Source organism: Actinomycetospora atypica, assembly GCF_042653685.1.
Taxonomy (GTDB): Bacteria; Actinomycetota; Actinomycetes; order Mycobacteriales; family Pseudonocardiaceae; genus Actinomycetospora; species Actinomycetospora atypica.
The window spans coordinates 175,496-194,125 of record NZ_JBHSIV010000002.1; the positions used below are offsets into that span (position 1 = coordinate 175,496).

At 72.5% G+C, this 18,630-nt stretch carries 20 protein-coding genes; 11 read left to right on the forward strand and 9 right to left on the reverse strand.

Annotation, left to right across the window (positions count from 1 at the left end):
* Positions 1-1,599: an AMP-binding protein gene (locus ACFPBZ_RS02580; RefSeq protein ID WP_378034434.1), complete on the reverse strand. Its 1,599-nt coding sequence runs from the start codon at positions 1,597-1,599 to the stop codon at positions 1-3.
* A gap of 1 nt (position 1,600) precedes the next feature.
* Complete coding sequence (locus ACFPBZ_RS02585; RefSeq protein WP_378034435.1) at positions 1,601-2,752, reverse strand: acyl-CoA dehydrogenase family protein; 1,152 nt, start codon at positions 2,750-2,752, stop codon at positions 1,601-1,603.
* Between the two features lie 90 nt (positions 2,753-2,842).
* On the opposite strand from ACFPBZ_RS02585, the gene ACFPBZ_RS02590 reads away from it, so the two are divergent.
* The 3 genes from ACFPBZ_RS02590 (at position 2,843) to ACFPBZ_RS02600 (ending at position 6,264) form a co-directional block, all read left to right on the forward strand.
* Entirely contained in the window at positions 2,843-3,499 is a 657-nt protein-coding gene (locus ACFPBZ_RS02590; protein WP_378034436.1) for a TetR/AcrR family transcriptional regulator, read from the forward strand.
* 72 nt (positions 3,500-3,571) lie between these two features.
* Complete coding sequence (locus ACFPBZ_RS02595; RefSeq protein WP_378034437.1) at positions 3,572-5,245, forward strand: AMP-binding protein; 1,674 nt, start codon at positions 3,572-3,574, stop codon at positions 5,243-5,245.
* Between the two features lie 2 nt (positions 5,246-5,247).
* Positions 5,248-6,264, forward strand: a complete 1,017-nt coding sequence (locus ACFPBZ_RS02600; protein WP_378034438.1) for an LLM class F420-dependent oxidoreductase — start codon at positions 5,248-5,250, stop codon at positions 6,262-6,264.
* Between the two features lie 66 nt (positions 6,265-6,330).
* Here ACFPBZ_RS02600 and ACFPBZ_RS02605 read toward each other — a convergent pair whose 3' ends face one another.
* Positions 6,331-6,969 carry a TetR/AcrR family transcriptional regulator gene (locus ACFPBZ_RS02605; protein WP_378034439.1) on the reverse strand — a complete coding sequence of 213 codons (639 nt, stop codon included), beginning with the start codon at positions 6,967-6,969 and terminating at the stop codon, positions 6,331-6,333.
* A gap of 112 nt (positions 6,970-7,081) precedes the next feature.
* Here ACFPBZ_RS02605 and ACFPBZ_RS02610 point away from each other — a divergent pair, with 112 nt between their 5' ends.
* Positions 7,082-7,636, forward strand: coding sequence for a DUF308 domain-containing protein (locus ACFPBZ_RS02610; protein WP_378034440.1), 555 nt, complete (start codon positions 7,082-7,084; stop codon positions 7,634-7,636).
* Positions 7,637-7,701: 65 nt separating this feature from the next.
* Positions 7,702-8,169, forward strand: a complete 468-nt coding sequence (locus tag ACFPBZ_RS02615) for a DUF4262 domain-containing protein (protein WP_378034441.1) — start codon at positions 7,702-7,704, stop codon at positions 8,167-8,169.
* Here the strand turns inward: ACFPBZ_RS02615 and ACFPBZ_RS02620 are convergent.
* The gene (locus ACFPBZ_RS02620) at positions 8,130-8,795 is read right to left on the reverse strand and encodes a Dph6-related ATP pyrophosphatase (protein WP_378034442.1); all 666 of its coding nucleotides are present in this window, start codon (positions 8,793-8,795) and stop codon (positions 8,130-8,132) included. The two genes, ACFPBZ_RS02615 and ACFPBZ_RS02620, sit on opposite strands and share 40 nt — an antisense overlap.
* A 216-nt stretch (positions 8,796-9,011) precedes the next feature.
* On the opposite strand from ACFPBZ_RS02620, the gene ACFPBZ_RS02625 reads away from it, so the two are divergent.
* On the forward strand, positions 9,012-9,725 hold the full coding sequence (locus ACFPBZ_RS02625; protein WP_378034443.1) for a hypothetical protein: 714 nt from the start codon (positions 9,012-9,014) through the stop codon (positions 9,723-9,725).
* Entirely contained in the window at positions 9,722-10,291 is a 570-nt protein-coding gene (locus ACFPBZ_RS02630) for a sortase domain-containing protein (RefSeq protein ID WP_378034444.1), read from the forward strand. The genes ACFPBZ_RS02625 and ACFPBZ_RS02630 overlap by 4 nt, the downstream gene beginning before the upstream one ends.
* A 50-nt stretch (positions 10,292-10,341) precedes the next feature.
* Here ACFPBZ_RS02630 and ACFPBZ_RS02635 read toward each other — a convergent pair whose 3' ends face one another.
* A complete protein-coding gene (locus ACFPBZ_RS02635; RefSeq protein ID WP_378034445.1) occupies positions 10,342-11,013 on the reverse strand; it encodes an SDR family oxidoreductase in 672 nt (223 codons plus the stop codon).
* An 85-nt stretch (positions 11,014-11,098) separates the two neighbouring features.
* Between ACFPBZ_RS02635 and ACFPBZ_RS02640 the strand changes: the two genes are divergently transcribed.
* Positions 11,099-11,488, forward strand: coding sequence for a MerR family transcriptional regulator (locus tag ACFPBZ_RS02640; protein WP_378034446.1), 390 nt, complete (start codon positions 11,099-11,101; stop codon positions 11,486-11,488).
* Between the two features lie 3 nt (positions 11,489-11,491).
* Here the strand turns inward: ACFPBZ_RS02640 and ACFPBZ_RS02645 are convergent, their stop codons facing one another.
* A complete protein-coding gene (locus tag ACFPBZ_RS02645; protein ID WP_378034447.1) occupies positions 11,492-12,400 on the reverse strand; it encodes a YecA family protein in 909 nt (302 codons plus the stop codon).
* A 200-nt stretch (positions 12,401-12,600) separates the two neighbouring features.
* On the opposite strand from ACFPBZ_RS02645, the gene ACFPBZ_RS02650 reads away from it, so the two are divergent.
* Positions 12,601-13,908: a dicarboxylate/amino acid:cation symporter gene (locus ACFPBZ_RS02650; RefSeq protein WP_378034448.1), complete on the forward strand. Its 1,308-nt coding sequence runs from the start codon at positions 12,601-12,603 to the stop codon at positions 13,906-13,908.
* Positions 13,909-14,022: 114 nt separating this feature from the next.
* Here ACFPBZ_RS02650 and ACFPBZ_RS02655 read toward each other — a convergent pair whose 3' ends face one another.
* Genes ACFPBZ_RS02655 through ACFPBZ_RS02665 form a run of 3 tightly spaced genes read right to left on the reverse strand, consistent with a single transcriptional unit; the run spans position 14,023 to position 17,074 of the window.
* Complete coding sequence (locus tag ACFPBZ_RS02655) at positions 14,023-14,940, reverse strand: fumarylacetoacetate hydrolase family protein (protein ID WP_378034449.1); 918 nt, start codon at positions 14,938-14,940, stop codon at positions 14,023-14,025.
* The gene (locus tag ACFPBZ_RS02660; protein WP_378034450.1) at positions 14,940-15,899 is read right to left on the reverse strand and encodes an MBL fold metallo-hydrolase; all 960 of its coding nucleotides are present in this window, start codon (positions 15,897-15,899) and stop codon (positions 14,940-14,942) included. The genes ACFPBZ_RS02655 and ACFPBZ_RS02660 overlap by 1 nt, the downstream gene beginning before the upstream one ends.
* A complete protein-coding gene (locus tag ACFPBZ_RS02665; protein ID WP_378034451.1) occupies positions 15,896-17,074 on the reverse strand; it encodes a cytochrome P450 in 1,179 nt (392 codons plus the stop codon). Before ACFPBZ_RS02665 ends, ACFPBZ_RS02660 begins: the two co-directional genes overlap by 4 nt.
* Positions 17,075-17,167: 93 nt before the next feature.
* Between ACFPBZ_RS02665 and ACFPBZ_RS02670 the strand changes: the two genes are divergently transcribed.
* Positions 17,168-17,773 carry a TetR/AcrR family transcriptional regulator gene (locus ACFPBZ_RS02670; RefSeq protein WP_378034452.1) on the forward strand — a complete coding sequence of 202 codons (606 nt, stop codon included), beginning with the start codon at positions 17,168-17,170 and terminating at the stop codon, positions 17,771-17,773.
* A 33-nt stretch (positions 17,774-17,806) separates the two neighbouring features.
* Entirely contained in the window at positions 17,807-18,598 is a 792-nt protein-coding gene (locus ACFPBZ_RS02675) for a class I SAM-dependent methyltransferase (RefSeq protein WP_378034453.1), read from the forward strand.
* The last annotated feature ends 32 nt before the right edge of the window (positions 18,599-18,630 follow it).

Consider the following 18,630-nt stretch of genomic DNA (forward strand, 5'->3'; position numbering starts at 1 on the left):
TCAGCGGCCTCCGTAGTGCATCGCGTGGGTGTCGCGGACGACGTTCTTCTGGATCTTGCCGGTGGACGTGCGCGGGAACTCGTCGACGACGATCACGGCCTTCGGCACCTTGTAGCCGTCGAGGCGCTTCTTGAGCGCGGCGATCAGCCCGTCGGGGTCGACCTCGGTGCCGGGCTTCGGCACGACGACCGCGGTGATCGCCTCGCTCCACCGCGCGTGCGGCAGGCCCACCACGACGACCTCCGACACGTCGGGCTCCGCGTCGTACACCGCGCGCTCCACCTCGAGCGACGCGACGTTCTCGCCCCCGGTCTTGATCACGTCCTTGGTGCGGTCGGCGAACCACAGGACGCCGTCCTCGCCGAAGCGCCCGACGTCGCCGGAGTGGAACCAGCCGTGCGCGAACGCGGTGGCGGTCGCGGCCTCGTCGTGCAGGTACTCCTGCATCGTCGAGGGCCCGCGGTAGACGATCTCGCCCTGCTCACCAGGCCCGAGGAGCTCCCCGTCGGGGCCCATGATCCCCACCTGCACGCCCGTGAGCGGCGTCCCGACCGCCCCGACGTGGCTGAGCTGGTGCTCGGGCCGGAAGAGCGTGGTGATCGGCGACATCTCGGTCTGGCCGAACAGCAGCGCGAAGTCGCAGCGGTACCCCTCGAGGCAGGCCTTGATCTGGGCCTCGGGCATCGGCGCCATCGCGTAGACGGCGCGCCGCAGCGACGACAGGTCGCGGTCGCCGAAGCCCGGGTGCTCCAGCGCCGTCCGGTACATCACGGGCAGGCCGAACACCTGCGTGATCCGCTCGCGCTCGATGGTCGTCAGGAACCGCTCGGGGTCGAAGCCGCGGTGGACGTGGATCGTCGCGCCGACGATCACGGCGGGCGTGCAGAACGCGTTGAGCTGCGCGGTGTGGAACATCGGCATCATCGCGACGAACCGGTCGGAGGCGTTCCAGCCCGAGTCGAGCGCCGCCGACATCGACTCGAGGTGGATCGCGAGGTGGGTCCCGACGACGCCCTTGGGGAACGACGTGGTGCCCGACGTGTAGAGGTAGCTCAGCGCCGCGCGGTCGTCGATCCCCACCTCGGGGGTCGACTCGTCGTCGGTAGCCAGGTCGGTGAGGGTCATCGACGCGACGTCGGTGACCTCCGAGGTCAGCACCTCCGGGTCGTCGTGCGCGAGCCCGACGGCGAGGACGACGTCGGTGACGGCCGGCACCTGCGCGACCGCCTCGGCGATCGTCACCGCGAGCTGGGTCTCGACGACGATGCCGCGCGCCTGCGAGTGCCGGAGCACGTAGGCGACCTCGTCGGGGCGCCAGCCGAGGTTGATCGGCACGCAGACGACGCCGGTCTTCGCGCAGGCGTAATAGACGGCGAGGAACTCGGCGCTGTTGCCGGCCGCGAGGGCGAGCGCGTCGCCGACCGCGTAGCCGCGGGCGAGCAGGCCGTGCGCGAGGCGGTTCACCCACGCGTCGAACCGGGCGTAGGTCAGGCTCCGGTCGCCGTCGACGATCGCGAGCTGGTCGGGGCGGGCGGCGGCGCTGCGGGTGAGGGCGTCACCGACGTTGATCCGCTGGGCGAGATTGCGCTGGACGTCCATCTCAGTACGACCTCGGCAGCCCGAGCGAGTGCTGGGCGACGTAGTTGAGGATCATCTCCCGGTTGACGGGCGCGATCCGCAGCAGCCGGGCGAGACCCCAGTAGGGGAGCAGGCCGAACTCCTGGGCCACGCCGTTGCCGCCGTGGGTCTGCATCGCGGCGTCGCACGCGGCGATCGCGGCCTCGGCGGCGGCGTACTTGGCCATGTTCGAGGCCTCGCCCGCCGGGAGCCCCTGGTCGTGCAGCCAGGCGGCCTTCTGGGTCATCAGCGCGGCCAGCTCGGTCTCGATCTTGGCCTTCGCCAGCGGGTGCGCCACGCCCTGGTGGGTGCCGATCGGCCTGTCCCACACCTCGCGGTCGTTCGCGTAGCGGGCGGCGCGGCCGAGGGCGTAGCGGGCGATCCCCACGCAGAGGGCCGCGCCGGTGATCCGCTCGGGGTTGAGCCCGTGGAACACCTGGCGGAAGCCCTGGTTCTCGTCGCCGACCAGCGCGGACGCGGGGAGCCGGACGTCGTCGAAGCGCAGCGTGAACTGCTTCTCGGGCAGCAGGACGTCGACCGGCAGCGGGATCTTCTGCAGGCCCGGGGCGTCGGTGGGGACGATGAACAGGGAGAGCTGCGCGTGGCCGCGGTCGTCACGCCCGGTGCGCGCGACCAGCAGCAGCGCCTCGGCGTCGTCGACCCCGGAGATGTAGTACTTCTCGCCGCTGACCACCCACTCCTCGCCCTCGCGGCGGGCGGTGGTGGCGAGCTTGTGGGTGTTGGAGCCGGCGTCGGGCTCGGTGATCGCGAAGACCACCTTCTCCCGGCCGCTCGCGAGGCCCGGCAGCCAGTCCTTGCGCTGCTCCTCGGTGCCGTACTCGGCGATGACGGCCGCGGAGATGGCGTGGGTGACCAGCAGCAGGAGCATCGGGGCGCCCGCCGCCGCGGTCTCCTCGCAGACCAGCGACAGTTCGACGAGGCCGCCGCCCCCGCCGCCGTAGGCCTCCGGCACCGAGACGCCGACGTAGCCCGCGTCGCCGAGCGCGTGCCACAGCTCGGTGCACTCGGCGCCCCGGCGGGCGTGGTCGACGTAGTAGTCGCCCCCGTACGGGGCGGCGACCCGTCCGACGGCGTCCCGCAGGTCGCGATGCTCGTCGGTCTCCGCGAAGTCCACGTCGACTCCCTCTTGTGACTGGTCGTTCACTCGGGTCGTACCGTAGCGTCCGCCGTGGCGGGAGAGGAAGAGTTCGAGGAGGGCGGGACCGTGGAATCTGCGGAGGCGCAGCTCCGGACCGACGAGGGCCAGGCGACGACCCCGATCGGCGTGGTCGCGGACCCCGCGCGCCCCCGGGGTCGTCGGGACCCGGCCCGCAAGGACCGCATCCTCACCGCCGCCGCCGACCTCGTCGCGCGCCACGGCTACCACGCGGTCGGCATGGCCGACATCGGCGCGGCCGCGGGCATCGTCGGGTCGGGGATCTACCGGCATTTCGACTCGAAGGCCGCCCTGCTCTCGGCCCTGCTCGAGCAGCTCATGGACGAGATGGAGCGCTCGGCCGCCGCCGTCGTGGCCGACGCTCCCGACGACCGCACGGCCCTCGACCGCCTCGTCGCGAACCACGTGCGCTTCGCCATCGAGGACCGGCGGTTGCTGCAGGTGTACTACCGCGAGGCGCACAATCTTCCCGACGACGACCTGCGCCGGCTGCGTCGAGGGCAGCGCCACTACATCGAGGAGTGGGTCATCGTGCTGGCGCCGCTGCGCCGCGACCTCTCCGACGCGGAGCTGCGCGTGGTGGTGCACGCGGCGCTCGGGACCACCCAGGCCGTGCTCTTCCACCACAGCGGACTGCCCGCCGACCGGCTCGCCGAGATGCTCGAGGCGATGGGCCGCCAGTGCCTCGGAGTGAATCCCGAGTAACTCGACCCTTGCGCTCGGCCGGTGCTCCTGGGAATGCTGCACGTCACACTCGCGACGCGCAGGGAGGCACGCGTGGACCTCACGGCCACGACCTTCGACGTCACCACCCTGCGGGGCCGACGAGCCGTGCACCGGTGGGAACGCACCTCGGTGGGTGACGTCTTCGAGCGCCTCACCACGAGCTACCCCGACCAGACGGCGATCGTCGGGCGCCCCGGCGCCTACGCCGAGGAGCGCTTCCGGTCGCTGACCTACGACCAGGCCGACCGCCTCGCCAACCAGGTGGCCCACGGCCTGATCGAGCGCGGCCTCGAGCCCGCCGACCGGGTGCTGATGTTCTGCGAGAACTCGGTCGAGGCCTACGTCGCGAAGATCGGGATCGCGAAGGCCGGCCTCGTCGCGATGCCGCTGAACCCGAACCTCGCGCCCGACGTCGTCGAGCACCTCATCGGCCACGCCGAGCCGCGCTTCGCGATCGTCGACGCCGAGACCTGGCCGAAGGCCGCCGAGGCGTTCGGGCGCGCCGGGCTCGCGGTCGACGTGACGATCCCGATCGGCGGCGGTGCGGTCGAGGGCAGCGTCGAGTTCGGCGCCTTCGTCGCGGGCCGGCACGACGACGAACCGCAGGTGGAGATCCACGGCGACGACATCTGGGAGATGCTCTTCACCTCGGGCACCACCGCGATGCCCAAGGGCGTGATGATCTCGCACTCCGCGAGCCAGCTCGCGGCGCTCAATTTCGCGCTCTCGCTCACCCGCGGGCCGGGGCTGGAGAACGACCTGCGGGTCGGCACCTTCCTCCCGATGATCTACCACGTCGGCGAGCTGATCTTCGCGCTGTCGGCGTTCGCCGCCGGCGGCACGCTGGTGCTGGGACGACGGCCGATCCCGGCCGACGTCGCGGCCGCCGTCGCCGAGGAGCGGATCACCGCACTCTGGGCCGGATCGCCGCAGTTCGTCACCGCGCTGTCCCGCGAGTTCGACGCGCTCGACGTCTCCTGCCTCGACGTCCTCGTCTACGGCTGGGGCGCGCTGTCGCCCGAGGTGTACGACCGCCTGCTCGGCCAGGCGGGGGAGGCCCTCGTCGTGCTCGGCATCTTCGGGCAGACCGAGGCCATCGCCTGCCACCGCTTCTGGCCCCGCCGCTGGCCCGAGACCTACGCGGCCACCGCGCCCGCCGTGAACTACGTGGGCCTGCCCAGCCCGCTGCTCGCCTCCGACGTGTTCGACGACGACGGGGTCTCGCTGCGGAACCGGCCCGGCGTCCCCGGCGAGGCCGTCTACCGGACCCCGACCGTCACCGCCGGCTACTACAAGGACGAGCCCGCCACCCGCCACGCCTTCCGCACCGGCTGGTTCCACTCCGGCGACAGCGCCGCGTTCGACGACGACGGCCTGCGCGTGATGGTCGACCGCATCAAGGACATCGTGAAGTCCGGCGGCGAGAACGTCTCGAGCCTGCGGGTGGAGTCGGCCCTCTACGAGCACCCGGGCGTCACGAAGGCCGCCGTGATCGGGCTGCCGCACGAGCGCTGGGGCGAGGCCGTGGCGGCGGTCGTCGTGCCGTCCGGGCCCGACGTCACCGCCGAGGACCTCATCGCCCACTGCCGCTCCCGGCTCGCCGGCTACGAGACGCCCAAGGCGGTCGTGTTCGCCGACGCGCTGCCCGAGACCGTCGGCGGCAAGATCCTGAAGTACAAGCTGCGGGCGGCCCACGGACACCTGTTCGACGACGCGAGGGTCTAGCCGTGCGGATCGGGGTCAACGTCGGGCACTTCGCCGGGTCGCCGCCCGCCGACCTCGCGGCCCGCCTGCAGGCGATCGACGCGGCCGGGTTCTCCTCGGTGTGGTTCGCCGAGGCCTACGGCTCCGACGTGTTCACCCCGCTCGCCTTCGCCGCGGCGCTGACCTCGCGGGTGCGCCTCGGCACCGCGGTCGCCCAGGTCCCGGCGCGCACGCCCACGGCGACGGCGATGGCGGCGACCACGCTCGACCACCTCAGCGGCGGGCGGGCGGTGCTGGGCATCGGCGCGTCGGGCCCGCAGGTCTCCGAGGGCTGGCACGGCGTCCCGTACGCGAAGCCGCTCGCCCGCACGCGGGAGTACGTCTCGGTGGTGCGGCAGGCGCTGGCCCGCGCGGCCCCCGTCTCGAACGACGGCCCGTACTTCCCGCTGCCCTCGCCCGGCTCCGAGCTGGGGAAGCCGCTGCGCTCGTCGCTGCACCCCTACCGGTCCGACCTGCCGGTGTGGCTCGGCGCCGAGGGCCCGCGCAACGTCGCGCTGTCGGCCGAGATCGCCGACGGCTGGCTCGCCATGTTCTTCGCCCCGGCCTTCGACTCCTTCTACCGCGAGGCGCTCGACGAGGGCTTCGCGAAGCGCCCCGGCGGGCGGCCCGACGGGTTCGAGGTGGTGGCGACCGTGCCGGTGGTGGTCGACGACGACGTCGAGCGCGCCGCCGACCGCATCCGCCCCGAGCTCGCGCTCTACATGGGCGGGATGGGCGCCCGCGGCGCGAACTTCCACCACGACGTCTTCGTCCGCATGGGCTTCGAGTCGGTGGCGGCGCGGGTGCAGGAGCTCTACCTGTCCCGCCGCAAGGACGAGGCCGCGGCGGCGATCCCCACCGAGCTCGTCGAGCAGATCGCCCTCGTCGGGCCCGCCTCGAAGATCCGGCGCGACCTCGACGCCTGGGACGCCACGGTGGTCGACGAGATCGCGGTGCAGGGCCTGCCCGACGACCTCGACGCGGTGGCGGCGCTGCTGTGACCTCCCGGTGTCAGCGATGGCACGTCGCTGACATCGGACTTCAGGGAGCCGCCACGCTCGACCGGCTCAGACGGGCAGATGCGGCCGCGTCGGGGCGTCCGGCCCGTCGGACGCCACGTGGACGACCGTGATCAGGCCCTCGACCCCCCGGCGGAACGTGTCGCCGACGTCGGCGACCTCGTCGATCGCCCCCGAGCTCATGGCGCCGTCGCGCAGCATGAGGAAGTGCTGCGCGGCCCGGCCGGGGCGCGCTCCCGGCCCCTCGTCGCGGTAGACCTGGGTGAACAGGTCCCGGAGCACCGAGACGAACCACGCCCGGTGCGCGACGACCTCGCGGTGGACCGGATCGGCCGGGTCGGGGAACTCGGCGGCCGCGCGCAGGAAGGCGCAGCCGCGGAACTCGGGCCGGGAGAGGTCCTCGGCGATCGACGTCGCGACGGCCCGGAGCGCATCGGCCGCCGACTCCGCGCCGTCGATGCTCTCCCGGACGCGCTCGCGCACCTGGGCGTCGGCTGCGCGCAGGTAGGCGACGACGAGGTCCTCCTTCGACGGGAAGTGCCGGTAGAAGGTCGCCCTCGTCACCCGGGCCTCGGAGACGAGCCGGTCGACCCCCACCGAGCGGATGCCCTCGCCGTAGAAGAGCCCGCCGGCCCGCGCGAGCAGCCGTTCGCGGGCCTCCGAGGGGCCGCGGGTCGAGGTGGTCATGCCGGTCACGCTAGCAGAAAGAACGATCGGTCTTGACGAAGGAGCAGGAGCGGGAGCAGGCTCCGGAGCAGTAGGGAGAACGGTCTTTCTACTTCTCGTGAGGAGCTCGACCATGTCCACCGCCACGTCCCTCGACCACGCCCGGCCGGCCTCGCGGGAGCAGGTCCCGCTGCTGCTCGCCCGGATCGTCTTCGCTCTCGTGTGGGCGGCCGTCCTGCTGGCGGTCGGGCCAGGTCTCGGCCTCGCCATGGTCGTCGTCCTGGTGCTCTATCCCGTCGGCGACCTGGTGCTCGTCGGCGCGGACGCCCTGCGGTCCGGTACGGCGTCCCGGGGCGCGCGGATCGGGCTCGGGTTCAACCTGGCGGTGAGCGCGGTCGCGGCCGTCCTCCTCGCCGTGGCGGCCGCCGACGGCGTGCCCGCGGTGCTGCGGGTCTGGGGCGCGTGGGCCGTCGTCGCGGGCGCCGGGCAGCTCGTCGTCGCGCTCGCCCGGCGTCGCACCCGTCGGGGTCAGTGGCCGCTCATCGTCAGCGGCGGGTTGTCCTGCGTGGTGGGGTTCGCGTTCGTCGCCATGGCGGCGGGTCCCGCGCCCCAGCTCGCGCCCCTCGCCGGCTACGCCGCGGCGGGCGCGGTCTTCGCCCTGATCGGCTTCCTGCGTCTTCGCCGCTGAGAGTGTCGGACCCTCGGTGCATGATTCGAACATGTGTTCGAGTCTTGGAGGGTGCGATGTGCCGGATGTGCGAGGGGTGGACGAGGGCCGAGGCGCTGCGGGAGATGGAGGCCCTCGTCGAGCGCTACGGCTGGGCGATCCAGCACGTGTGGCCCGACGCGGTCCACTCGCGCTGGGCCTACACCGTCGGCCTCACCCGGTACGGGCTGCCGGAGCTCGTGGTCACGGGCATGGAGCAGGAGGCCGCACACGAGCTCCTGAACGACACGGCTCACGGCGGCGCTTGCCACGACGATCGCACGGTGCCGGGGCAGCGGTACTCCCTGGACGACGGCCGGCGCATCGAGGTGGTGGAGCTGTCGCATCCCGACGTGCACCTCGGAACGGCCGTCGCGCTCCATCCCGGCCGGGTGGTGCGAGCCCATCAGCTCGTCTGGGCCGACGACTGCGGTCGGTGGCCCTGGAGTCGCCGCTTCTGTGGTCCGCAGGGAGCTCAGCCGGTGCTCGGGCCCCGGGCGGTGAGGGGCGCGTAGAGGAAGCCGTCGCGCTCGACGGCCTCGCCCACCGCGACGTCCACTGGGTGGGCAAACCCCGGTCCGTCGGTGACGAACGTGTGGAACTCGCCGTTCTCCCCGCACGGGTCGACCCCCTCCGGCAGGTCGCGGATCAGCTGCTCGTCCCACTCCTTCCCGACGATGCCCGGCGGCGCCTGGCTCGGGTCGACACAGACGATCACCGCCCGCAGCCCGGCGTCGAGCATCTCCTGGGCGAGCCCGTCGGTGGGGCGCTGCCAGAGGGGGAAGCGGGCGTTCAGTCCGGTCCCGACGAGTGCCTGCTCGCGGTAGGCGCGGATGTCGGCGAGGAAGAGGTCGCCGTAGACGATCTCGTCGGCGTGCTCGGCCGCGAGCTCGGCGAGGGCGGCGCCGGTGCGCTGCTCGTAGACCTCGTTCGGGCACGGCCACGGGAGGTCGACCGTCCTGAGCGGCAGCCCGAGCGCCTCGGCCTGGCGGCGGAGAAGGTCGGCGGGCACGCGGCTCATCGCGACCTCGCCGTCCGAGACGGTGGTCAGCAGGCCCGCCACCTCGAGGTTCGTGCGGACCGCGTGCAGCGCGAACGCGCCGTCCTTGCCGCACGACCAGCTCATCCAGGCCCTCGTCATCGGTGCCCACGATAGGTCGCGTCTGAGTCGGCAGAGGTCCGGAGAACCGAGTCGCCAGGACCCGGTTCTGTGGCCGGGTCGGGGGCTGTCCGCGAATAGTGTGCTCTCGAAGATCTGCGGGGTGCGTGACCGAGTCGTTACCGAGCGTGCAACCCTTCCGTGACCAGAGGTCGGGGGAACCTCATCCGCTCGAGGGGGAGCAACCACGTGATCCGCTTGTCGAGAACCGCCCCGCTACTCATCGCCACCGTCGCGAGCGCTCTGCTCGTCGCCGGCCCGGCCTACGCCCAGGACCCGCCGGTCCCCGGTACGAGCGAGTGCACCACCAAGGTCGCGAGCGACCCGGCTGTCACCGCAAGTGCGGGTAAGACGGCCGACGAGATCAAGGCTGCGGAAACCGAGGCAACAGATCGCCTCTGCACAGGTACGGAGGCCCCCTCCGAGAACGAGGCGGGCACCCCGCCGAAGGTTGAGGGAGCCGACCCCGACCCGGCAGACCAGGGCGCCAACCAGAGACGGATCAACATCCCGGGCAACGGCAACGGCAACGGCAACGGCAACGGCAACGGCAACGGCAACGGTTCCTCGTCGATCCCCGGCAACGTCCCCTCGTCCGGCAACGGCGACTCGAACAGCAGCGCACCCAAGAGGCGCGCGGGTCGTCCCGCCGGCGACCGCGACTGCGCCGACTTCGGCACGCAGCAGCAGGCCCAGCGCTACTTCGAGTCGATCGGCGGGTCGGCCACCAACAACGCCGACCGCCTCGACGCCAACCACAATGGCGTCGCCTGCGAGAACCTCGACGACGACGGCGACAACCAGAACGCCTCCGTGACCACCACCGGCGACGACGAGTCGAAGGCGGACACGTCCGGCGAGCAGGTCACCGAAGTTCCCGAGGGCTCGGCCCAGACCGGGGGTAACTCGTGAACCGCGCTCGTACCGCCGCCGCCCTCCTCGTCGCGGGCCTGCTCGCACTGCTCGTCACCGCCTGCGGCTCGGGCGACACCGACGGTGCCCCGCTCGCCGCGAGCCAGCAGAGCGCCGACGGCGTCGTCCCCGGCTACTCGATGACGATCCCGAAGCTCAACGTGTCCTCGCAGCTCGTCGGGCTCGGCCTCAACGCCGACAAGTCGATCCAGGTCCCGCCGCTGGCCGACCCGATGCAGGCCGGCGTCTACACGAAGGGTCCGATGCCGGGCCAGGTCGGCCCGGCCGTCGTTCTCGCGCACGTCAACTCCGACGGCAAGCCGGGGTTCGGCGCGGGCTTCCACGACCTCGCGGCCGGCGACGAGATCAACGTTGCTACGCCGCAGGGCCAGGTCACCTACGCGGTGACCCGCACGGAGACCATCCCGAAGGCGGAGTTCCCCACGGCGTCGGTCTACTCCGACACCACGGACCCGGAGCTGCGCCTCATCACGTGCGGCGGCACGCTCGACCGCGGCGCCCACAACTACCTGGGCCAGACGATCGTCTACGCGAAGAAGGCCTGACCGGGAGCCGGAGAACCGGGTCGCGACGACCCGGTTCCCCGGCGGGCAGGTCACCCGGCCACCGACCGCTTGGCCCCCCGGGTGTCGTCGTCCGCGAGCACCTCCCAGGCGCCCGCTGCGAGCCCGTCCAGCGCCGCCGCCACGACGACGGCCGGGTCGTTCTTCGGGACGTCCGAGAACGCCATCATGTCGGTGTCGGTCGCCGCCAGGGCGAACGTCAGCACCTCGACGCCGCGCTCCACCAGCTCGGCCCGGACGCTCTCCCCGAGCATCCACGCCGCCGCCTTGGAGGCCCCGTAGCCGCCGGCCCCGACGAACGGCACCCACGACAGCGCCGAGACGACCTGCACGAACGCCCCGCTCCCGCGCTCGACCATGGCCGGGGCGAACGCGCGCACCACGGACAGCGAGCCGAAGAAGTTCGTCTCCATCTCGGCGCGGATGTCGTCGAGGTCGCCGTCGACGAGCGTCGTCATGCGGGCGATCCCGGCGTTGTTGACCACCAGGTCGACGTCGGGGGCGGCCTTCGCGGCAGCGGCCACCGACGCGGGGTCGGTGACGTCCAGCGTCAGCGGGGTCACCCCGGGCGCCTCCTCGAGCGTCTCCGGGCGGCGGGCCGCCGCGTACACGCGGGCGCCCCGCGCGACGAGCTGGCGCGTGAACTCCGCGCCCAGGCCCCGGTTCGCCCCGGTGACGAGAGCGGTGGCTCCGGCGATCTGCATGGTGGGTCCTTCCGTCGATCGGTTACCGTCGACGCTAGGACCTGACGTCCACGTCAGGTTCAAGCTCGGGTCGCGGAGGTCACAGGTGCGGATCGGCGAGGTCGCGAAGGACTCGGGGGTCAGCGTCCGGGCGCTGCGCTACTACGAGGAGCAGGGCCTGCTCACGTCGGTGCGCACCACCGGGGGGCAGCGGGTCTACTCCGCCGACGCCGTGGGGCGGGTCGACTGGATCCGGATGCTGCTGGGGGCGGGCCTGTCGACCGCCACGATCCGCGACTTCCTGCCCTGCTTCGAGTCCCACGTCGTCACCGACGACGTCCGCACGCGCCTGGCCGTCGAGCGCGACCGCCTCGATGCCCACGTCCAGGCGCTCGTCGCCACGCGCGACCGGCTCGACTCGCTCATCGTGGCGAGCGAGCGGCCCGACGAGCAGTGCGGCGAGCAGCGCGGCGAACCGCGCGCGGACGTCGCCTGAGCGCTAGGACTCGACGACGGACCGACCCCGCGGCAGACAGCACTTCTTGTACTTCACCTGCGACCCGCACCAGCACGGCTCGTTGCGCCCCGGCGGCCACTCGAGCGCCGGGCCGGGCTCGCCCGCCACGGTCTCGTCGCCCGCCAGGGTCGCCTCCAGCAGCTGCGGGGTCGCGACCTCCACGAGCAGCTGGTCGTCCTGCTGGAGCTCCCGCTCGATCGCCGCGCGGTGCTCGTCCCAGGTCATCTCCACGAGGTCCGGCGCCTTCTCCACGAGCGTCGCGAACGCGGCCTGCGGCCAGAACACCATGTCGGGCTCGGCGTCGTGGGCGGCGAGGAGCTCCTCGGCCCGGAGGTCGGCCTCGTCGGGCTGGAGCCCGAGGCCACGCCGGACCCGCACGCGCCGACTCGCGAGGCTGTCGACGATCTCCCAGGCGTCCTCGGCCTCGTCGGTGTCGGGGTCCGCGCGCTCGGCGATGTCGACGGCGGTCTCCAGGGCGGCCGTGAGCCACTCCTGCGCCAGCGTCTCGCGGCCGTTCTCGAGCAGCGGCTCGATGACGTAGCCGTCCGCGAGCGGGTCGCGCGTCAGCTGCTGCCGCAGCTTGCGCAGGGTGGTGATGCCCTCCTCGTCGTGCCCGAAGCGGAGCAGCAGGTCGGCGTACTCGCCCCGGACCAGGTACTCCTCGCGCCCGCCCCTCGCCGCGTCGACGGCCCGCCGCGACAGGTCCAGCGCCCGGGCCTCGTCCCGGAGCCGGGCGGCGGCACTCGCCGCGAGGCTCAGCGCGTAGGGGACGTCCTCGGGATCGGCGATCCGGTCCTCGTCGACGGCGGCGATCAGCTCGTCGAGGACCGGTCGCGGGTTGCGGACGCGGACGACGTCGGCGCCGTACGCGTCGAGGTCGTCGGTGGTCATGAGCGGTGCCACAGTGTTGAACCGTAGGCGCCGGGAAGACACGCCCTGCAGGGACGGTTGCCATCGTTCGTGAGCACAACGAGAGGGACGGACCTCGTCCGGCGGCGGGTCATCGACCTGTGCCGCCGCGTGACGACCGGGTGTCGGAGCTGAGAGCTCATCCCAGCCCCCTGATTCGTCGTGAACCCGAAAGCAGGATCGTGTCCCTCGTCGTCCGCACCGCACGCGCGTGGCAGAAGCCGCGCGTGTTCGCCGTCCTCACCCTCTCCGGGCTGCTGCTCGGCGCCCTCCTCGGCCTGACCGCGCGCCTCACCGGCAGCGACTGGCTCGCCACCACCCTCGACACCATCGGCACCCTGTTCACCGGGGCGCTGCAGTTCACCGTCGCGCCGCTGGTGTTCCTCGCGATCGTCGTCGGGATCGTCAGCCTGCGTGACCTCGGTGGCGGCCGCACCGCCGCCCGTCTCGGCGGTCGGACCGTCGCCTGGTTCGCCGGCACCTCCCTGGTCGCCGTGCTGATCGGCATCGCGATCGGCCTGATCTTCCGGCCCGGTCAGGGCGTGCAGATCGCCGCCGACCCGAGCGACCTCGCGAAGGTCGGCGAGAAGACCACCGGCTCCTGGACCGCGTTCCTCACCGACCTCATCCCCGACAACCCCGTCGCCGCCTTCGCCGACAACAACGTGCTGCAGGTGGTGCTCGCCGCCCTGGTCGTCGGCGCCGCCGCGTACGCGCTGGGGGAGAAGGCCGAGCCGGTCGTCGCGCTCTCGCGGTCGGCGTTCGAGATCGTCCTGACGATCATCCGCTGGATCATCGTGCTCGCGCCGATCGGCGTGCTCGGCCTCATCGGCAACGCCTTCGCCACCTACGGCAGCGGCGTGATCGGCTCGCTCGCCGGGCTGATCGGCACCGTGTACCTCGGCTGCGCGATCGTGCTGTTCGTCGTCTACCCGGTGCTGCTGCGGTACGTCGCGAACATCGGTCCCCGACGATTCTTCGGCGTCACCTGGCCCACGCTGCAGTTCGCGTTCGTGTCGCGCTCCTCGGGCGCATCGCTGCCGTTCTCGCGCCAGGCCGCGGTCGACCTGGGTGTGCCGCCGGCCTACGCCGGCTTCGCCGTCCCGCTGGCCTCGACCACGAAGATGGACGGCTGCGCCGCGGTCTACCCGGCCCTCGCGACGATCTTCATCGCGAACATCTCCGGGGTGCAGCTCGCGGTGTGGCAGTACGTCGTGATCGTCGCTGTCTCGGTGTTCGGCGCGCTCGCCACCGCTGGGACCACCGGCTGGTTCACGATGTTGACGCTGACCCTCGCGGCCGTCGGCATGCCGCCCGCGGTCATCGCGGCCGGTATCGCCGTGATCATCGGCATCGACCCGATCATGGACATGATGCGCACCGCGACCAACGTCGCCGGGCAGATCACCGTCCCGACCCTCGTGGCCGCGCAGGAGGACCTCCTCGAGCGCGAGCCTGTCGAGGAGAAGCGCGAGCTGACCTCGGCGTAGAACGCCAGCGCCGGAACCGAGTCACAGCGACTCGGTTCCGGAAGGCCCGTAACCAGCTCCGCGGGGACCGTGTCCATCGGACACGGTCCCCGCACTGCTTCCCGACGATGCCCGTCAGAAGCCGGTCCGCAGCGGGTTGACCGCGTCGCCCTCGACGATCCGGTGGCGCAGCTCGCCCAGCTCCTCGACGGCCAGGACCACCTCGTCACCGGGCTGCAACCAGCCCCGGAAGTGCTCCGGGTCCATCGCGTAGTGCTCGAACAGGCACCCGGTGGGCACGGTGCCCGAGCCGATGACGTCGCCCGGGCGCAGCTGCGCACCCCGCGAGGCGTAGGCGACGATGTCAGCGAAGCTCCAGTCGATGCTGCTCCACCGGCCCCCGCCCACGTGCTCGCCGTTGACGGACACGGTCATGGCGAGGTCGAAGGCCTCCCCGCTCCGCCGGTGGGCGATCTCGTCGGGCGTGACGAGCATCGGGCCCAGGGAGTTGGCGCCGTCCTTGCCCTTCGCGGGTCCGAGCTGCAGGGCCCGCTCCTCGATCTGCAGGTCGCGGGCGCTCCAGTCGCAGTAGACGAGGTAGCCGGCGATGTGGTCCTCGGCCTTCTCCCGTGGGATGGAGGTGCCGGGCGTGCCGATGACGGCCGCGACCTCGAGCTCGAAGTCGAACCACCGGCTCCCGGGCGGCACCGGGATGTCGTCGCGAGGACCCGTGACGGCGCCGGCGTTGGAAAAGTAGAAGCCCGGCACCTCGAGATGGCGCTGACTCAGCGGCATGTCGACCCCGCCCTGGCAGTTCCGCAGGTGCTGCAGGAACCCGATGCAGTCGCGCAGCGTCCGGGGCTGGATCGGCGCCCGGAGCACGAGATCGTCCAGCGGCAGGGCCGGCGACGTCCGGGCCCGCCCTGCGGCGGAGACGAGCCCGCCGTCCAGCAGGTCGAGCAGCGTCGTCCCGACATCGAGCGGGTGGACGCCCTCCTCGGTGACCAGCCCGACGCGGTCACCGGCGGGGTCGGCGAAGGTGATCCAGCGCATCAGCGGACTCCGGCGGTCGGGGTGAAGCCCTCGAGGGCGGCGATGCGGCCGAGCACGTCGAGGCGGTCGGGCCGGGGGACCGAGGGGTCGAGCTCCTGGTAGACGTTGAGCACGTTCTGGGCCAGCCGGCCGTGCTCGGGGAGCTCCGCGAACCGGCCGAGGTCGATCGAGGCGACGGCCTGCTCGACGTCGAGGCCGTCCTCGTAGCGCTTGACCGCCTCGTCCTGCACGAACTGCAGGTACTCGCGGACCGGCCCCACGCCGCTCTTGTCGGTCACGGGGCCGTGGCCCGGGACGATCGTCGTGACGTCCATGTCGAGGATCCGGTCGCACGCTGCGATCCACCGCGACGTCGGCCCGGCCCACACCACGGGCGTGCCGCCGATGAAGAGGATGTCGCCGGCGAAGAGCAGCCGGGCGTCGGGGACGTGGACGAGCGTGTCGCCCGGGGTGTGCGCGGGGCCGACCTGGATCAGCCGCACCTCCCGCCCCCCGACGTCGAGGGTCTCCTCGCCCTCGAAGGTCCGGTCGGGCCCCGTCGCGACGATCCCGTCGAAGTCGAACGGCCCGAAGATGTGGCGGGTGAACGCGCCGACCTCGTTCTCCAGGCGCTTCACCCCGGCCAGGGCGTCGACCTGGTCCTGCGTCATGAGGTCCGCGGCCGCTTGCGACGCGACGATCTCGACGTCGCGCTCGGCGAGGAGCTGGTTGCCGAAGACGTGGTCGCCGTCGGAGTGGGTGTTCACCAGGGTGCCGAGCGGGTGGGCGTCGGTGACCGGCCGGATGCCGTCGAGCATCTCGCGGGTGAGGGCGAGGTCGAACAGCGTGTCGACCATGAGCGAGGTGCCCGAGCCGGTGATCAGGCCGGAGTTGCTCCAGCCCCAGCTGCCGTCGGGGAGCAGCCAGGCGTGGCAGCCGTCGCTGAGGTCGTGCAGGCCGCGCCGGTAGTCGAGGCTCATGCGGTCACCATCCGGATGGGCAGCGACGTGAAGTTGCGGATCTCCCGGTTCGGGTTCCGTACGGGGGTCCCGACGAGCTCGAAGGCGCGGACCCGGGAGGCGAGCGAGGTGAGGAACTCGGCGGCCTCCAACCGGGCCACCGGGGCACCGATGCACAGGTGGATGGACGCCCCGAAGGCGACGTGCTGGCGGGCGTCGGGCCGAGTGACGTCGAAGGTGTCGGCGTCGGCGAACCGCGCGGAGTCCCGGTTGGCGGCCGGGAGGACGGCGCAGACGTCGGCGTCGGCGGGGATCGTCACGCCGCCGACCTCGACCTCCTCGGTGGTACGGCGGAAGAACTGCCGGAAGGGCGAGTCCCAGCGCAGCACCTCCTCGACGGCGTTCGGGATCAGCGACGGGTCGGCGCGCACGGCGTCCCAGGCCTCGGGGAAGAGCGCGAAGGCGTGCACGGCGTTGGCGAGGAGGCTGTTGGTCGAGTCGATGCCGGCGAGCCAGATCGACGCGAGGGTCATGAGGCGCTCGTCGCCGAGCTGCCCGGTGTCTCCGCCCTGCTCCATGATCAGCCGTCCGAGGCAGTGGGCGGGCATCCCGGCGAGCCCGGTCTCCGCGAGCCAGCCGACGGCCTCGAGCACCCGCTCCATGTGCACGGGGTCGGCGTCGGGGCCGACCATGTGCATCACCGAGTCGGCCCAGGACGTGATCGTCTCGGTGTCGGGCGGCGTGATCCCGGTGAGCCGGCGGATCGCGAGGTCGGGCAGCGGCTGCGTCAGCGCGGTCACCACGTCGACCTCGCCGGCCGCGACCGCCGCCTCGACGAGGCGCTCGGTGGGCTCCCGGACGTCGGGCCGCATCTCCTCGATCCGGTTGCGCTGGAACTGCTGCTGGACCGATCGGCGGATGCGGGTGTGCACCGGGGGGTCGTTGTCGATGAACGGCGCGCGGAAGCCGGAGTCGGCGACCCGCACGTAGCTGGAGCCGAGGCCCGAGGCGAACACCTTGTAGTTGCGCAGCACCGCCGAGACCGACTCGTACCGCGCGGCGACCCACAGGTCCCGCTCCGGCAGGTGCACCACCGGGCCCGCGGCGCGGAGGCGTTCGTAGACCGGGTAGGGGTCGTCGAGGTGCTCGAGGAGGAACGGGTCGAGGGGGAGGTCCACGGACGGGCCGGCGGTCATCGGCAGCACTCTTTCTGCATCTCGGTGCATGTTGTGTCCGGCGACACTGTTGCACCGAGATGCAACAATGTCCAGGAACCCAGGGGAGGGCGCATGGTCGGGACGCTCGACGGGCGGACGCGGCGGGGGCTCGCGACGCGGGAGCGGCTCTACGAGGCGGCCGTCGCGCTGATCACCGAGCGCGGGTACGAGGTGACGACGTACGACGACGTCGCCGCCCGCGCCGGCACGTCGCGGCGTAGCTGCTTCAACCACTTCCCGACGAAGAGCGACATCTCCCTCGAGTGGGCCGCGCGGCGGCGCGCCCAGGCCGCCGAGGCCGCCCGCGCGACGACCCCGCAGGGGCCCGTCGACGTGCTCGACCGGCTCCGCGCCTACTTCCACGAGCTCGCGCTGATCACCGAGGACCGCCCCGCGGAGACGCGCGAGATGCTCCTCGGCTTCCTCTACGCCGGCGGACCGGTGTTCCACCGGACGCCCATGGGCCAGGAGCTGCACGCGTGGCTGGCCGACGAGTCCCCCGGGACCGTCCCGGGGCTCGACGTCGCCGGGGACCTCCTCTACGACGTCTACATGGGTGCGCTCTGGCGCTGGATCGGCCGCGACTCCCCGGCGCCCGGCGCCTTCCTCGCCGAGCTCGACGCCGCCGTCGAGATCGTCATCCGCGGGCTCGCGGCCTCGTTCCCGTCGCCGCCCTGATTGCCGCGGCGCCCGACGAGGAACTCGTCCGGCATGACGGTGCAGCTACTCCGCGAGCAGCAGACGATGCTCTGGACCCTCGCCATGCACGCCCGCGACGCCGCGTCCGCGCAGCCGATCCTCGGTGACCGCTTCGCCGCCGACCTGCTCGCCCGCGTCGACGACCAGCCCTCGCTCGGTGTCCTCGCCCTCGACGGCAACACCCCGCTCATCTGCACCCGCGCGAGGCTGATCGATGACGCCGCCCGCGCCTTCCTCGCCCGGCACGACGAGGCCGTCGTCCTTCACCTCGGGTGCGGCCTCGACAGCCGGGTCCTGCGCCTCGACCCGGGGCCCGGCGTGCAGTGGTTCGACGTCGACCAGGAACCGGTGATCGAACTGCGCCGGCAGTTCTACGACGACCGCGAGAACGTCACGACGATCGCCGCGTCCGTCACGGAGCCCGGCTGGTCCGCCGGCATTCCCGACGACCGCCCGCGGCTCGTCCTCGCCGAGGGCCTGCTGATGTACCTCGACCCCGAGGGCGTCCGGACGGCCGTCCGCGGCGCGCTCGAGCCCGGCGGCACCCTCGTCGCCGACACGACCGCGCCGTGGGTCACGTCGATCGCCGCGTGGCAGCCCGCGATGCGCAGCGCCGGCACCGGCTTCCGGTCCTCGACCGCCGACCTGGACGTCGCGGCATCGTCGGGAACCCTGGCCGACCGGGTGTCCCTCGTGGACGCCACCGCGACCCGCACCCGAGGGCTCACCTCGACGGGGATTCGGCTCTTCGGACTAGTCCCGGGGGCACGCGATGCAATGGTCCTGAGCACCTACGAGACGTAGCTCCGAAACGGTGACGACCCCCTCGTCGGGGC

Bases quoted from the DNA above. Each gene is read 5' to 3' on its own strand.
- ACFPBZ_RS02580 (WP_378034434.1), bottom strand. From the start codon at position 1,599: ATGGACGTCCAGCGCAATCTCGCCCAGCGGATCAACGTCGGTGACGCC.
- ACFPBZ_RS02605 (WP_378034439.1), bottom strand. From the start codon at position 6,969: ATGACCACCTCGACCCGCGGCCCCTCGGAGGCCCGCGAACGGCTGCTC.
- ACFPBZ_RS02610 (WP_378034440.1), top strand. From the start codon at position 7,082: ATGTCCACCGCCACGTCCCTCGACCACGCCCGGCCGGCCTCGCGGGAG.
- ACFPBZ_RS02615 (WP_378034441.1), top strand. From the start codon at position 7,702: ATGTGCGAGGGGTGGACGAGGGCCGAGGCGCTGCGGGAGATGGAGGCC.
- ACFPBZ_RS02620 (WP_378034442.1), bottom strand. From the start codon at position 8,795: ATGACGAGGGCCTGGATGAGCTGGTCGTGCGGCAAGGACGGCGCGTTC.
- ACFPBZ_RS02635 (WP_378034445.1), bottom strand. From the start codon at position 11,013: ATGCAGATCGCCGGAGCCACCGCTCTCGTCACCGGGGCGAACCGGGGC.
- ACFPBZ_RS02645 (WP_378034447.1), bottom strand. From the start codon at position 12,400: ATGACCACCGACGACCTCGACGCGTACGGCGCCGACGTCGTCCGCGTC.
- ACFPBZ_RS02655 (WP_378034449.1), bottom strand. From the start codon at position 14,940: ATGCGCTGGATCACCTTCGCCGACCCCGCCGGTGACCGCGTCGGGCTG.
- ACFPBZ_RS02660 (WP_378034450.1), bottom strand. From the start codon at position 15,899: ATGAGCCTCGACTACCGGCGCGGCCTGCACGACCTCAGCGACGGCTGC.
- ACFPBZ_RS02665 (WP_378034451.1), bottom strand. From the start codon at position 17,074: ATGACCGCCGGCCCGTCCGTGGACCTCCCCCTCGACCCGTTCCTCCTC.
- ACFPBZ_RS02670 (WP_378034452.1), top strand. From the start codon at position 17,168: ATGGTCGGGACGCTCGACGGGCGGACGCGGCGGGGGCTCGCGACGCGG.
- ACFPBZ_RS02675 (WP_378034453.1), top strand. From the start codon at position 17,807: ATGACGGTGCAGCTACTCCGCGAGCAGCAGACGATGCTCTGGACCCTC.